Genomic DNA, 14,083 nt, shown 5'->3' on the forward strand with positions numbered 1-14,083 from the left:
ATGTTGTAGTTCGGAAATTCTCTATGCATGAACCGCGGCAAATGTTTGCGCGGCATAACCTGCCAGGCCGCTACATTAACGCCTGACGATTTTGGCGACGAATAGCAAAAGGCTTGCGCCAAGGAAAGCCGTGACGAAATAGCCGAGACGGCTATCCTTTACCGGGACATCGAACGTTCCCAGCACGGCGATCGCCACCACGGAGCCGACGATACCAAGGATGATGTTCATGAAGATGCCGAAGCGCATGTCCATCAGCTTGCCGGCAAGCCAGCCTGCCAGTCCGCCGATGATGATCGCTCCGATCCAGCCAACGCTTTCCATCATTCCTCCTCCAAGACCCAGATAGTCGTTCGGCGCTCCCCATCATGAATGGGAAGCGCCTCTCGTTCGTATAGGGGAGCCGTATCAGGCGTTCAGAACGCGCCCATAAGCATCCAGCACGCTTTCCTTCAACGATTCCGAAATGGTCGGATGCGGGAAGATCGTGTGCATCAGGTCTTCTTCGGTCGTCTCAAGGTTCATCGCGACGACAAAGCCCTGGATCAGTTCGGTGACTTCAGCACCGACCATGTGGGCGCCCAAGAGTTCGCCGGTCTTCTTGTCGAAGATCGTCTTGACCATGCCCTGATCTTCACCGAGTGCCACGGCCTTGCCGTTTGCGGCAAAGGAGAAGCGACCGACGCGGATGTCGCGACCCTGTTCCTTGGCCTTGGCTTCCGTCAGACCAACCGAGGCGACCTGCGGGTTGCAATAGGTGCAGCCCGGGATCTTGCCCTTGTCGGTGGCATGGACGTTCGGCAGGCCTGCGATCTTCTCGACGCAGACGACAGCTTCATGCTCGGCCTTGTGGGCGAGCAGCGGGCCACCGGCAACGTCGCCGATCGCGTAGATGCCGGGAACGTTGGTCTTGCCGTAACCGTCGATGACGATGAAGCCACGCTCGGTCTTCACGCCGGCAGATTCCAGGCCGATGTTTTCGATATTGGCCTGAACGCCGACAGCCGAAATCATCCGGTCAGCCGTGATTTTTTCAGACGTTCCGTCCTTCTTCTCGATCGTGGCGGTGATCGAGTTTGCACCCTTCTCCACCTTGGCGACCTTAGCTTCCAGATGGATCTTGATGCCCTGCTTTTCGAACTGCTTCTTGGCGAAGGCGGAGATTTCCGCATCTTCGACCGGCATGACCTGGCTCATGATTTCGACGACGGTGACGTCGACGCCCATGGTGCGATAGAAGGAGGCAAATTCGATGCCGATTGCGCCCGAACCCATGACGAGCAGCGACTTCGGCAGCTCTTCCGGCTTCATCGCTTCGAAATAGGTCCAGATCAGCTTGCCATCCGGCTCGATGCCGGGAAGAGCGCGCGGACGGGCGCCGGTGGCAACGATGATGTGCTTGGCGGTATAGGTGCCCTCACCCAGCGTGTTCTTCGGCACCGGACCCTGCGGCTGAACGACCGGCTTGGTCGACTTGCCGACGACGATCTCGCCAGGCTTGGTGAGCTTGGCTTCACCCCAGATGATATCGACCTTGTTCTTCTTGAACAGGAAGCCGACGCCGTTGTTCATGCGGGCGGCAATGCCGCGCGAACGGGCAACGATCGCCTTGACGTCCGGCTTGATAGAGCCTTCAAGCGTCAGGCCGTAATCCTTGGCATGGGTAGCGGTGTGCAATACGTCGGCGGTGCGAAGCAGAGCCTTGGTCGGGATGCAGCCCCAGTTGGAGCAAATGCCGGCAAGATGTTCGCGTTCGACGACGGCGACCTTCATGCCGAGCTGCGAGGCCCTGATCGCAGCGATATAACCACCAGGGCCGGAGCCGATTACAATAACGTCATAAGCGTTGGACATGAGCGCTTCCAATCCTCTTCTGTCGAGACCCCGGCGAAACACCTTGGGTCTTCACGGGATGGAAGCGCCTGACGGTCAGACCGCCAGCTTGATCGCTTCTGCTTCCGGTTCAGGCTGAACCAGCATCCCGTAGATTTCTTCCTTGAGCTGCCTGCGCTGCTTGCACATGTCGATGAGCATTGCATCGCCTGCGGGCTCGTTGCGTCTCTCGGCCAGTTGGACCCTCCGGCTCAGGTCTTCATAACTCCGGCACAGTCGGGCAAAATGCCCATCCGTTTCCTGGAGATGGCGCACAAGCGCCCTGAAATCCGGAAATTCTGCGGCCAGTTCATGCAGCGTGCCAGACATGGAACAAATCCCTTTATTAGTGAGGAAGTGTCCACGCTAGGTCCGCCTAAAATTACCTCCGTTGATCCAGATCAAAGGCCAAGCATCATTCGAACGATCGGCTCCAGACCGCGACCAATTGCCCGAGTTCCCTCAGGCGTCAGGTGTACACCGTCGACCGGGCTGGTACGGGCAACCGAACCTGCATCGAAGAAACCGCAGCCAAGATCATCGGCAAGATCACGGTAAAGCGATGCAAGCATCGCCGATTCCTCGACGCCATTACGGAAGATCGCCGAAAACACTGGATCGGCCGTTTCACAGAGTGGCGGCGGCGAAACGATCAGAATTTCCGGCGCATCATAATCGAACGAGTACTCGTGGTGGCGGATCAGCCCTACGAGCCTCTGCAAGCCGGCGCGGGCCGCATAAGCGGTCCCGGCAATCGCCGGCTTCATATCGTTGGTACCGAGCATGATGACGACGAGATCAAGCGGCATATGGGTGTGAAGCACCGTTGGAAGGTTCTTCACACCGTTACGATCACAATCGGCCAGGTGATCGTCATAGCCGGTCGTGCGGCCGTTCAACCCTTCGGCAATCACGGTCACACCAGGCCCGAGGGCTGCACCGAGGACGCTTGGCCAGCGATCCTCGAAAGCATGCCGTCCCGGCCCTTCGGGGTCATACCCCCAGGTGAGACTGTCGCCGAAGCAGAGAACGGTCCTCATCCCGCCGTCCTTTTGCCGTTAAACCAGCATCGACATCGGATTTTCGATGTAGCGCTTGAAGGCGGACGCGAGTTCCGCACCGAGCGCACCATCGATGACGCGGTGGTCGAAGGCGAAGGTCGCCGACATCACCGTACCGACTTCAATCTTGCCGTTACGGACGACCGGCTTCTCGACGCCGGCGCCGATCGACACGATCGAGGCCTGCGGCAGGTTGACGATCGAGGTGAACGAAGAGACGCCGAACATGCCGAGGTTGGACACGGAAGTCGTGCCGCCCTGGTATTCTTCCGGCTTCAGCTTCTTGTCGCGGGCGCGCTTGGCCATGTCCTTCACCTCGTTGGAGATGACCGACAGAGCCTTGGTTTCGGCCTTGCGAACGATCGGCGTGATCAGACCGTCCGGGATCGAAACGGCAACACCGACATCCGAATGCTTGTGCAGCACGCGTGCCGTCGAGGTCCAGGAGGCGTTTGCCATCGGAACGTCGCGCAGCGCCAGAGCCATCGCCTTGATGATGAAGTCGTTGACGGAGAGCTTGAAGGCCGGAACCTCGCCCTTCTCGGTCTTCTTCACCGGAGCCGACTTGTTGATCTCGGCACGCAGAGCCAGAAGCGCGTCGAGTTCGCAATCCATCGATACCGTGTAGGACGGAACCGTCTGTGTGGACTCGGTCAAGCGTGCGGCGATCGTTTTGCGCATACCGTCATGCGGCAGAAGCTCGTAGGAGCCTTCCGCAAACAGCTTGAGCGTGCTTTCGTCCGACGGACCCTTTGCGGCAGCCGGTGCCGGAGCGGCAGCGGACTGTGCAGCAGCCGGAGCACCTTTGGCACCGCCGGCAGCAGCCTTTTCGACGTCGGCCTTGACGACACGGCCATGCGGGCCGGTGCCGGTTACGGCGGAAAGGTCGAGACCGGCTTCCTTGGCGAGACGACGGGCGAGCGGCGACGAGAATACGCGCTTGCCATCGGCAACCGGAGCAGGCGTCGACGGTGCCGGCGCAGCGTCGGCAACCGGAACGGCGGCCTTGGGAGCTTCAGCGGTCTTTTCAGCCGGAGCAGCCTCAGCCTTCGGGGCGGAACCCGCACCGGCAGCAGCAGCCGCAACATCTTCGCCTTCTTCGGCAATGATGGCGATCAGTGCATTGACCTTGACCGATTCAGTGCCGGCGGGAACAACGATCTTGGCGATCGTGCCCTCGTCGACAGCTTCGACTTCCATCGTCGCTTTGTCGGTTTCGATCTCGGCGATCACGTCACCGGACTTGATCTTGTCGCCTTCCTTGACCAGCCACTTAGCGAGGTTGCCCTCTTCCATGGTCGGAGAAAGGGCAGGCATGGTGATGTTGATAGGCATCCTATCACCCTTCCCTTACTTGTAGCAGACGGTTTTGACCGCCTGAACGACTTCGCCGACAGTCGGCAGAGCCAGCTTTTCGAGGTTGGCGGCGTAAGGCATCGGAACGTCCTTGCCGGCGATCGTCAGAACCGGGGCATCGAGATAGTCGAAGGCCTGCTGCATGACGCGGGTGGCGATTTCGGTGCCGACCGAGTTCTGCGGGTAACCTTCCTCGACAGTGACGAGGCGACCGGTCTTCTTGACGGATTCGATGACGGTCGGCAGGTCCATCGGACGGATCGTGCGAAGGTCGATCAGTTCGACATCGATGCCTTCCCTCTCGAGTTCGGCAACCGCCTTAACGGCGTAGGTCATGCCGATACCGAAGGAAACGATCGTTGCGTCCTTGCCCTTGCGGTGGATGCGCGCCTTGCCGATCGGCAGAACGAAATCATCCAGCTTCGGCACATCGAAGTGCTGACCGTAGAGGATTTCGTTTTCGAGGAAGACGACCGGGTTCGGATCGCGGATCGCAGCCTTCAAGAGACCCTTTGCGTCGGCAGCCGTGTAAGGCATGACGACCTTGAGGCCGGGGATCTGGCTGTACCACGAGGAGAAGTCCTGGCTGTGCTGTGCGCCAACGCGGGCAGCAGCGCCGTTCGGACCGCGGAACACGATCGGAGCACCCATCTGACCACCCGACATGTAGAGCGTCTTGGCAGCAGAGTTGATGATCTGGTCAATCGCCTGCATGGCGAAGTTGAACGTCATGAACTCGACGATCGGCTTCAGGCCGGACATGGCTGCACCGACGCCGATACCGGCAAAACCGTGTTCGGTGATAGGAGTATCGACAACGCGCTTGGCACCGAATTCCTGCAGCAACCCTTGCGTGATCTTGTAGGCGCCCTGATATTCGGCGACTTCTTCACCCATGACGAATACGTCGCCATCGCGGCGCATTTCTTCAGCCATTGCGTCGCGCAGAGCTTCGCGAACGGTCGTCGAAACCATTTCGGTGCCGGCAGGGATATCCGGATCAGCAGCGACTTCGACCTTCGGCTGAGCCGGGACCGAAGCGGATGCGGGCTTTGCTTCTTCAGCGGCAGGTGCCTCGGCCTTCGGAGCTTCGGCTGCCGGAGCGGAAGAACCGATCGCATCGGCGCTTTCGCCTTCGGCAAGCAGGATCGCGATCTTGGTGTTGACCTTGACGTTTTCAGTGCCGGCTTCGACCAGCAGCTTGCCGATCACGCCTTCATCGACGGCTTCCACTTCCATGGTCGCCTTGTCGGTCTCGATTTCAGCAATGACATCGCCGGACTTGACGGTGTCGCCTTCCTTCTTGACCCATTTGGAAAGCGTGCCTTCCTCCATCGTCGGAGAAAGTGCAGGCATCAGGATATCGATAGGCATAGGTTCTTTCCTCCCCGCGCTTAGAGCAGGATATCGGTGTAGAGCTCGGATGCATCCGGCTCCGGATCGTTCTGAGCGAAGTCGGCGCTATCCGTGACGATGTCGCGGATATCCTTGTCGATCGCCTTCAGCTCGTCTTCGCTTGCCCAGCCCTTTTCGAGCAGACGGTTGCGAACCTGTTCGATCGGATCCTGCTCCGAGCGCATCTTTTGCACTTCTTCCTTGGAGCGATACTTTGCCGGGTCGGACATGGAGTGACCGCGGTAACGGTAGGTCAGCATTTCGAGAATGATCGGGCCCTTGCCGGCGCGGCAATGGGCGAGCGCCTCATCAGCCGCAGCCTTGACGGCGCGAACATCCATGCCATCCACCTGGACGCCCGGAATGCCGAATCCGACGCCACGCATCGAATAGTTCGACTGTGCAGTTGCGCGGGCGGTCGAGGTGCCCATGGCGTAACGGTTGTTCTCGACGATGTAGATGATCGGCAGTTTCCACAGAGCAGCCATGTTGAAGCTCTCGTAGACCTGACCCTGGTTTGCAGCGCCGTCGCCGAAATAGGCAACCGAGACGCTGTCATTGTTGCGATAGGCGTTGGCGAAGGCGAGGCCGGTACCGAGCGACACCTGCGCACCAACGATGCCGTGACCGCCGTAGAAATGCTTCTCCTTGGAGAACATGTGCATCGAGCCGCCCTTGCCCTTCGACAAGCCGCCGCGACGACCGGTAAGCTCGGCCATGACGCCACGCGGGCTCATGCCGCAAGCAAGCATGTGGCCGTGGTCGCGATAGGCTGTGATGACCTGGTCACCTTCCTGCTGGGCCATCTGCATGCCGACAACGACAGCTTCCTGGCCGATATAAAGGTGGCAGAAGCCGCCAATGAAGCCCATGCCATAGAGCTGGCCGGCCTTCTCTTCGAAGCGACGGATCAGCAGCATCTCGCGATACGCGTGCAGATCGTCTTCCTTGCCGAATTCCGGCGTGTTCTTGCCGGTAAATTCCTTCGAGGCTGTTTTGCTGGCAGATTTTGCCGCTGGCTTGCGGCCGGATGCAGACGCGGATTTGGTTTGCGCCATCGATCCCTCCCTATGTGCTGCATTGAAAGAGCGGCATCGAGACGAGCACATGCACGCCGCAACCCACTCCGGTTTCTGCAACTAACATAGGGAAGAAAGCGCGCCCCAGCAATGACATATTTGCATGGCTCTCATTCCGCATAAGCCACTGAAATAAATCACGAAAATCAAGTTAACCGAAATTAGGTTAACTCAGAAATAATTGTTAAATATGACTATTTCGTCCGAGCGGGATACATTTAATTGATAACGCGCAATTTCATCAAGCATGTCTTTATCGAGTGAGCCGTCACTCATCAGGTGGACCTGACGCTCCAATGCTTCGCGCTTGGAGGTGAGCGCAGCAAGCTCGCTGCTGCGCGCGATGCGCTGCTTCTCGAATTCCTCGGTCGCGATAAGACCAAGATCACCGTGGATCGAATGATAGCCGAAATAGGAAAGAAACGCGACGGTGATTGCAGGCAGGATGAAACGGCCAAACTTTCTTTGTTTGTGATGTCTTGTCCACATGCCTGTTCTTAAACCTTGAGCTTACGCGGCGGGAGCGATTCATCGTCCCAGGATAGGATCTGAAAATCGCAGAACTTGCTTAAGCATTCGTTTCGTTTGCCGCGCTGCAGCGCAGATATGAAAAAGCCCGCGTCGAGGACGCGGGCTTTTCGAATGTCATTCTGCCTTCAGGAGAGCGGCCTTCCGGCCGACCATTCCTTAGCCCTTCAGGATCGAGCGGCCTGCATAAACGGCCTGCGGGCCGAGCATTTCCTCGATACGGATCAGCTGATTGTACTTGGCCAGACGGTCCGAACGCGAAAGCGAACCGGTCTTGATCTGACCGCAATTGGTGGCAACGGCGAGATCGGCAATCGTCGAATCTTCCGTTTCACCCGAGCGGTGCGACATGACGGCGGTGTATGCAGCCTTGTGCGCAGTCTCGACGGCATCGAGCGTTTCCGTCAGTGAGCCGATCTGATTGACCTTGACGAGGATGGAGTTGGCAACGCCCATCTTGATGCCGTCGCGCAGGCGGGCGGAATTGGTGACGAACAGATCGTCGCCGACCAGCTGAACCTTGGAGCCGATCTTGTCGGTCAGGATCTTCCAGCCTTCCCAGTCGTCTTCGGCCATGCCGTCTTCGATCGAGATGATCGGATACTTGCCAGCGAGTTCGGCAAGGTATTCAGCCATGGCAGCCGATTCCAGCGTGCGGCCTTCACCTTCGAGAACGTACTTGCCATCCTTGAAGAATTCGGTCGAGGCGCAATCGAGGCCGAGGAACACGTCTTCGCCCGGCTTGTAGCCGGCCTTTTCGATCGACTTGACGATGAAGTCGAGGGCTTCCGGCGCGCTCTTCAGACCCGGAGCAAAGCCGCCTTCATCACCAACATTGGTGTTGTGGCCCTGTGCGCCCAGTTCCTTCTTCAGGACGTGGAAGATTTCCGAACCAACCCGCACGGCATCCTTCAGCGTTTCGGCGCCGACCGGCATGATCATGAATTCCTGGAAATCGATCGGGTTGTCGGCATGTGCGCCGCCATTGATGATGTTCATCATCGGAACCGGCAGAACATGTGCGCCAGCGCCGCCGACATAACGGTAAAGCGGCAGGCCAGCCGATTCGGCGGCAGCCTTGGCAACGGCCAGCGACACGCCGAGAATGGCGTTTGCGCCGAGACGCGACTTGTTCGGCGTGCCGTCGAGCGCGATCATCGTCTTGTCGATATGGATCTGGCTTTCGGCATCGAAACCGCCGATGGCATCGAAGATTTCCGTATTGACCGCTTCAACGGCCTTCTCGACACCCTTGCCGCCAAAGCGCTTGCCGCCATCGCGCAATTCGACAGCTTCGTGGGCACCCGTCGATGCGCCCGACGGAACAGCGGCGCGGCCCATCGAGCCGTCTTCCAGATAGACGTCGACTTCGACGGTCGGGTTGCCACGGCTATCGAGGATCTCGCGAGCGATAATATCGGTAATAGCAGTCAAGGGTCTCTCCTCAGAGTTAAGTCCATGCAGTCATTGAAAATGTATCACGTTCAATGACACGCCAATTACAGTGTTGGCGCTTTCTGCGCTTTGACAACGCTCAAGCGCTTTTTTGAAGTTCAGGCAGCCTTGGCCACCGCATCGAAAGCCATCAGCTTTTCCAGAAGCCGAGGCATGTCTTTCAGATGCACCATGTTCGGACCATCCGACGGGGCGTTGTCCGGATCTTCATGGGTTTCGATGAACACACCGGCAATACCCACCGCGACGGCCGCACGCGCCAGCGTTTCAACGAATTCGCGCTGGCCACCGCTGGAGCCACCCTGCCCGCCCGGCTGCTGCACCGAGTGCGTGGCGTCAAAGATCACCGGCGATCCGAGCGAAGCCATGATCGGCAGCGAACGCATGTCGGAGACGAGCGTGTTGTAACCGAAGGAAGCACCGCGTTCGCACAGCATCACGTTTGGATTGCCGCTCTCGGTGAATTTCGCCTGGACGTTCTTCATGTCCCAGGGGGCCAGGAACTGGCCTTTCTTGACGTTGATTGCCCGGCCGGTCTTCGCGGCTGCGACGAGCAGGTCGGTCTGGCGCGACAGGAAGGCCGGGATCTGCAGGATGTCAACGGTTGGCGCAACAAGCCCGCACTGCTCTTCCGTATGGATGTCGCTCAGGACCGGGAAGCCGAATTCCTTCTTCAGGTCGGCAAAAATCTCCATCGCATTTTCAAGTCCGATGCCGCGCTTGCCGGAGATCGACGTACGGTTGGCCTTGTCATAGGAGGACTTGTAGACCAGCCCGATGCCGAGCTTGCCGCAGAGCTCGCTCATCGTACCGGCGATCATGAAGGCATGATCACGGCTTTCCATCTGGCAAGGCCCCGCGATCAGCGAAAGCCGGCCTGCATTGGAGAATACGACCTTCTTGTCGCCTTCACCGACCGAAACTTCTGAATTGGGGGAGACTGCCATTCTATTATTCCTCGAAGCCGAACAAAACGCCTTGGCCGGGCGACGGCGACACGAGAACGCGACCATCCCGGCGAATGAATGCGACGTCATTAGCAGCAAGGATGATCTCTGTCACGGCCAGATCAAGACTGCGAAAGATCACGGCCTCCCCCACCAACCCGGCTGCCACCCCCTCGACAGGAAGACCGAAGTCATGCGCAATTTGCTCGCGCCTGAGAACGCGCACGGCTCCCGTTTCAGCCTGGAACACCAGTCCATCTTCAACTTCGATACCCGGCGCTCGCAGCACATTGTCAAAAAAGGCAACCGAAGCATGTGGATCATCACTTGCCAAAATGACTTCCTTCAAACCTGCAACCGAATTGGCATGGATACGCAATTCAGCCATATCCTGAGGGAAAGATACCAGCCGCTGACAGGAGAAAGCAAAGAAATCAGCCGCACCATCCATCGTGGCAAAAGCAAGCCGGAAACGAGCTTCGACCTCATCACCGTCCGGAGACTTTACAGCTCTGCCGAATTCGAGGGGCTCGCCGCCGGAAATTCCGGCCGCGACATAATGCCGATGATCGCTCGATGCGTCGTCGCTGGAGACCACGATGGCTGACAGGCCTTCACGTCCGCGGCGACCGCGATAAGCCAGATCGCGCTCGACAAAGACATTGCCTTTCTTGGCATAAGACCCTGCCTTGCGCCTGTCCGCAACAGCCAGTGGCTCCAGATAGGTACCGTCTTCAAAAAAAACACAGGCATTGGCCGTACCGAAGGGATGCACGCCGTCAGGCGCGACAGTGAAACCCAAAGACGACAGCCGCTCGCGTGCCTTGCCGAGATTTCCAACAGGCAAAACGAGATGATCGATATTCCTAGCAGTCACACATGTCCCCCAGACTTCTGATCCGCTAGGCGTAGATTGGGCAGACCGCCGGGGAGCGCAAGTAGATTCCGACTGAGAACGTCATTCTGCATCCAAGAAACTGATTATATTGTCACGAAAATTTAAGGACTTGCGGAACACATATGGAACATATAGTGTTCGTTCTGCATTTGTTTCAAATCTGAAGGTGCGCCTCACATGCTGACTCGCAAGCAACAGGAACTGCTTTTGTTCATTCACGAACGGATGAAGGAGTCGGGCGTACCTCCGTCTTTCGATGAAATGAAGGACGCTCTCGACCTTGCGTCGAAGTCGGGCATCCATCGGCTCATCACGGCACTTGAAGAGCGCGGTTTCATTCGCCGTCTCCCCAACAGAGCGCGCGCACTCGAGGTCATCAAGCTTCCCGAAGCCTATGTTCCCACGCTGCAGCCGAAACGCGGTTTTTCACCGAGCGTGATCGAGGGAAGCCTTGGCAAGAAGCCGGCGACGCCTGCTGCCCCGCCTGTCTCCGCCAATGACAGCGCGTCTGCAAGCGTGCCGGTCATGGGCCGCATCGCCGCCGGCGTACCGATCTCGGCAATTCAGAATAATACCCACGACATTTCCGTCCCCGTAGAGATGTTGGGATCCGGCGAGCATTATGCGCTTGAAGTCAAGGGCGACTCGATGATCGAAGCCGGAATTCTGGATGGCGACACCGTCATCATTCGCAACGGCAACACCGCCAATCCGGGCGATATCGTCGTTGCACTCGTGGATGATGAAGAGGCCACACTCAAGCGCTTCCGCCGCAAGGGTGGCTCGATTGCGCTGGAAGCGGCAAACCCGGCTTACGAGACACGAATTTTTCCACCGGATCGGGTCAAGGTCCAGGGCAGGCTCGTCGGCCTCATTCGCCGTTATCACTGACACCGGAATTGTTGCCAACATCAGTTGGCGCTTCTGATCGATAATCCGTTCCTGCTTGATCTGAGACAGCAAACTGCGCCTCAAGACGGCCACTCGATTTTGGTTTGGAAATCCATTCCGGCAGATACGGGTCATAGAGATTGCGTCGCCAGTCGTATTGGCGATGAATGGTCCATGGGCGAACCGTGCCAGCCATTGCTGTCGTGACACTCCATTTTCCGGCTGCCGCCGCCCCGGAAAGATCGATTTCAATTGACCCTGTCTTGCGCAGGCTGGCGCCGCTCAGCATCGGGGTACCAGACCGACAGGAATGGAAACGCGCACGCGGCGCGATAACAAGGCCGGCAACGTCGCAAGCCGCTCCGGCATAACGGCCATCATCAACAACAACGACCAAAACACCTTCCGGTGACATGAATGCGCACCAGGCCTTGAGCTGACATGAGAATCTGACACTCCCTGCCTCCTTCATCAGTCGCTGCGCTTCGATCAGAACGTGTTCCGAAAGTCTTTCACTGGAAGACCCGGCCATATTTTTTAGAATTTCACTTTCCAACATCTCCGACATAGCCAGCACTGGAAGCTGTCGCGCATACATCCACTGCCCATAGACGAACTCGGACGGACGTTTCCTGTTGGCGGCAACACGTTCTGCATCTCGATAAGCAACGAGGTTCCCATCTTCAGCGATGAGAAGACTTGATTGGGCGTGTTGCACCCCCATCCAGAACAGGGCTGCAGCGGTAAACAGGAAAGGCAAGCCCGAATAGCGAAGCCGTGTCCTGAGGAGCGTCAGTAGCAGAAAACCGCAGACCCCAAGCGGCAAAAACCAGGGGTGCTGTTCTCCGACGACAATGTCCCCGCCCCATCCCGCTACATGCTTCGCGATCAAGATGACCCATTCGAGGCTCCAGGCCATGATCCCGATGAAGGGAGCATCGAGGCCGAAGGGCATCAACAACATCGCAGCAAGCCCGGCCGGCATCACCAGGAAGCTGATGATCGGCATGGCAGCCAGGTTCGCGGCAAGCCCATAGGTGGCGACGCGATGGAAATGCTCGACGGAAAACATCGTCGTCGCAAGACTACCAATCAGCGATGTCGCGATAATGCCGGCGATAAAGCGCCAGCCAACGGCAGCCCATGTCACCAGAGGATGACGGATGGGAAATCGCTCCCGCTCTTCCGTTTCAGGGCGTCGCGACCAAGCCGCATAACCGGCCACGAGCGCAACCGTGGCAGCAAACGACATCTGGAAACTTGGCCCCAGAATTTCTGAAGGCGTCCAGATGAGGATGATCAGCGCAGACAAGGCTACATTTCGCAAACTTATCGAGGGCCGGTCCAAAAGCACGGCAACAAGTATCACCGCCATCATGATATAGGCGCGCTGGGCGGATACACCGAAGCCCGATACCAGATAATAGGCCGTAACCATTGCAAGCGCCCCGCCGGCGGCAATCTTCTTGATTGGCAGGGCCTGTGCGAGGCCAGGGAAAAGAGCAAAGACGCTACGCAATCCCACGAAGAAAATCCCGGCGGCAAGCGCCATATTCAATCCGGAAATGGCAACGATGTGAGCGAGGCCGGAGACCCGTAGCGCCTCGACTGTATCTTCGGAAATTGCCCGTCTCTCATCGGTGACAATGGCGGCGGCGAAGGCACCGGCATCACCCGGCGCAATCTCGCGAATACGATTGCCGATCTGCCTGCGCAGATCGAAGAGCCAGCGTAAGGCGAGCTGCGGCCAGCCGGTCGCCACATCCGACCCTCCAGCCTGCTGCGGAGCGCTATAGAAATACCCCACCGCACCAATGCCATCGAAATATGCCGAGAAGGCAAAGTCGTGCAGACCGGGCAAGGCCGGCCCGGAAGGCGGTGACAGCCTTGCGCGTCCGGAAATAGCTGCCCCGTTGTCAAACGGCTGATGCTGCGCCCTTGCCAGCAGCGAAACCCGGACAGGCGGGCGCCGAAGAATGGGGTTTGCTGTCTGTCGCACAGCCACGATATAACGCAGTCGCCCGGGACCGGCAGCCTCACTACGCTCGACAACGCCCATGACATCCGTTGTTACCGGTGAATCGAGAATGACCGTCGATTGCCGCCACGCTTCGATCTCGGCCAGCGCCATGCCACAAAAGCCCAGACACGCAAATGTGAAAAAGACACGCGCGCAACCATCTCTTGTTATCAACGCCAGAGCCGCCAGCACGGCAAGAGCAAGGAACGGCACCCATGCCAACGGCTCCACCGGGCTGAGGAACCACACTATCGAACCGAAACCAATGGCCACAGGCATGAACAGGAAGCCGTGGCCATGGAGGCGCTCCTCGCCGAGCGAAATGGAAAGAAATGCTCGCGCCTCCGCCAATGGCGCACCAATTCGCCTTCCGTAAGAAATCGGCGCTATCGCTGCAGAATATCGATGGGATGTCGTTCCCACGGCAAAGTCATCAGGCGCCGGTTGAAAATGCGATACCGGCTCGGCAGCAGCATTAGAGCGCCGGCTCAACGTTTTGGTATCTATCTTCTCGAAACCTTCAGCCCGCATTGAACCAGCCTGCCCCGATCACAAAATACAACCTGAGCGTTCTTTTTGAG

13 protein-coding genes are annotated in these 14,083 nt (G+C 58.3%); 1 reads left to right on the forward strand and 12 read right to left on the reverse strand.

The features are described 5' to 3' along the window. Window positions 1-75 precede the first annotated feature (75 nt). The 11 genes from JZX87_RS12595 to JZX87_RS12645 all read right to left on the reverse strand — a co-directional run bounded on the left by JZX87_RS12595 (window position 76) and on the right by JZX87_RS12645 (window position 10,570). A complete protein-coding gene (locus JZX87_RS12595) occupies window positions 76-324 on the reverse strand; it encodes a GlsB/YeaQ/YmgE family stress response membrane protein (RefSeq protein WP_139677981.1) in 249 nt (82 codons plus the stop codon). 84 nt (window positions 325-408) lie between these two features. Beyond that, the gene (gene lpdA, locus JZX87_RS12600; protein WP_206825887.1) at window positions 409-1,854 is read right to left on the reverse strand and encodes a dihydrolipoyl dehydrogenase; all 1,446 of its coding nucleotides are present in this window, start codon (window positions 1,852-1,854) and stop codon (window positions 409-411) included. A 75-nt stretch (window positions 1,855-1,929) separates the two neighbouring features. After that, entirely contained in the window at window positions 1,930-2,202 is a 273-nt protein-coding gene (locus JZX87_RS12605; protein ID WP_183821542.1) for an HP1242/YdcH family protein, read from the reverse strand. A 71-nt stretch (window positions 2,203-2,273) separates the two neighbouring features. Beyond that, window positions 2,274-2,912: an SGNH/GDSL hydrolase family protein gene (locus JZX87_RS12610; RefSeq protein ID WP_206825891.1), complete on the reverse strand. Its 639-nt coding sequence runs from the start codon at window positions 2,910-2,912 to the stop codon at window positions 2,274-2,276. Between the two features lie 18 nt (window positions 2,913-2,930). Beyond that, the gene (locus JZX87_RS12615) at window positions 2,931-4,268 is read right to left on the reverse strand and encodes a pyruvate dehydrogenase complex dihydrolipoamide acetyltransferase (protein ID WP_206825893.1); all 1,338 of its coding nucleotides are present in this window, start codon (window positions 4,266-4,268) and stop codon (window positions 2,931-2,933) included. A 15-nt stretch (window positions 4,269-4,283) separates the two neighbouring features. Next, complete coding sequence (locus JZX87_RS12620; RefSeq protein ID WP_206825895.1) at window positions 4,284-5,663, reverse strand: pyruvate dehydrogenase complex E1 component subunit beta; 1,380 nt, start codon at window positions 5,661-5,663, stop codon at window positions 4,284-4,286. A 20-nt stretch (window positions 5,664-5,683) separates the two neighbouring features. Further along, complete coding sequence (gene pdhA, locus JZX87_RS12625; protein ID WP_206825896.1) at window positions 5,684-6,742, reverse strand: pyruvate dehydrogenase (acetyl-transferring) E1 component subunit alpha; 1,059 nt, start codon at window positions 6,740-6,742, stop codon at window positions 5,684-5,686. 192 nt (window positions 6,743-6,934) lie between these two features. Further along, window positions 6,935-7,252 (reverse strand): FtsB family cell division protein, encoded by a 318-nt coding sequence (locus tag JZX87_RS12630; RefSeq protein ID WP_183821537.1) that lies wholly within the window; start codon window positions 7,250-7,252, stop codon window positions 6,935-6,937. 198 nt (window positions 7,253-7,450) lie between these two features. Beyond that, complete coding sequence (eno, locus tag JZX87_RS12635) at window positions 7,451-8,725, reverse strand: phosphopyruvate hydratase (RefSeq protein WP_206825897.1); 1,275 nt, start codon at window positions 8,723-8,725, stop codon at window positions 7,451-7,453. A gap of 119 nt (window positions 8,726-8,844) precedes the next feature. Beyond that, window positions 8,845-9,693, reverse strand: coding sequence for a 3-deoxy-8-phosphooctulonate synthase (gene kdsA, locus JZX87_RS12640; protein WP_206825899.1), 849 nt, complete (start codon window positions 9,691-9,693; stop codon window positions 8,845-8,847). 4 nt (window positions 9,694-9,697) lie between these two features. Next, a complete protein-coding gene (locus JZX87_RS12645; RefSeq protein ID WP_206825900.1) occupies window positions 9,698-10,570 on the reverse strand; it encodes a VOC family protein in 873 nt (290 codons plus the stop codon). Between the two features lie 198 nt (window positions 10,571-10,768). Here JZX87_RS12645 and lexA point away from each other — a divergent pair, with 198 nt between their 5' ends. After that, complete coding sequence (gene lexA, locus JZX87_RS12650; RefSeq protein ID WP_148148069.1) at window positions 10,769-11,482, forward strand: transcriptional repressor LexA; 714 nt, start codon at window positions 10,769-10,771, stop codon at window positions 11,480-11,482. Here lexA and JZX87_RS12655 read toward each other — a convergent pair. Next, window positions 11,463-14,033, reverse strand: coding sequence for a ComEC/Rec2 family competence protein (locus tag JZX87_RS12655; protein ID WP_353654188.1), 2,571 nt, complete (start codon window positions 14,031-14,033; stop codon window positions 11,463-11,465). The two genes, lexA and JZX87_RS12655, sit on opposite strands and share 20 nt — an antisense overlap. Between the last annotated feature and the right edge of the window lie 50 nt (window positions 14,034-14,083).

Source organism: Agrobacterium sp. Ap1, assembly GCF_017313375.1.
In the GTDB taxonomy this organism is placed as follows: Bacteria; Pseudomonadota; Alphaproteobacteria; order Rhizobiales; family Rhizobiaceae; genus Neorhizobium; species Neorhizobium cellulosilyticum.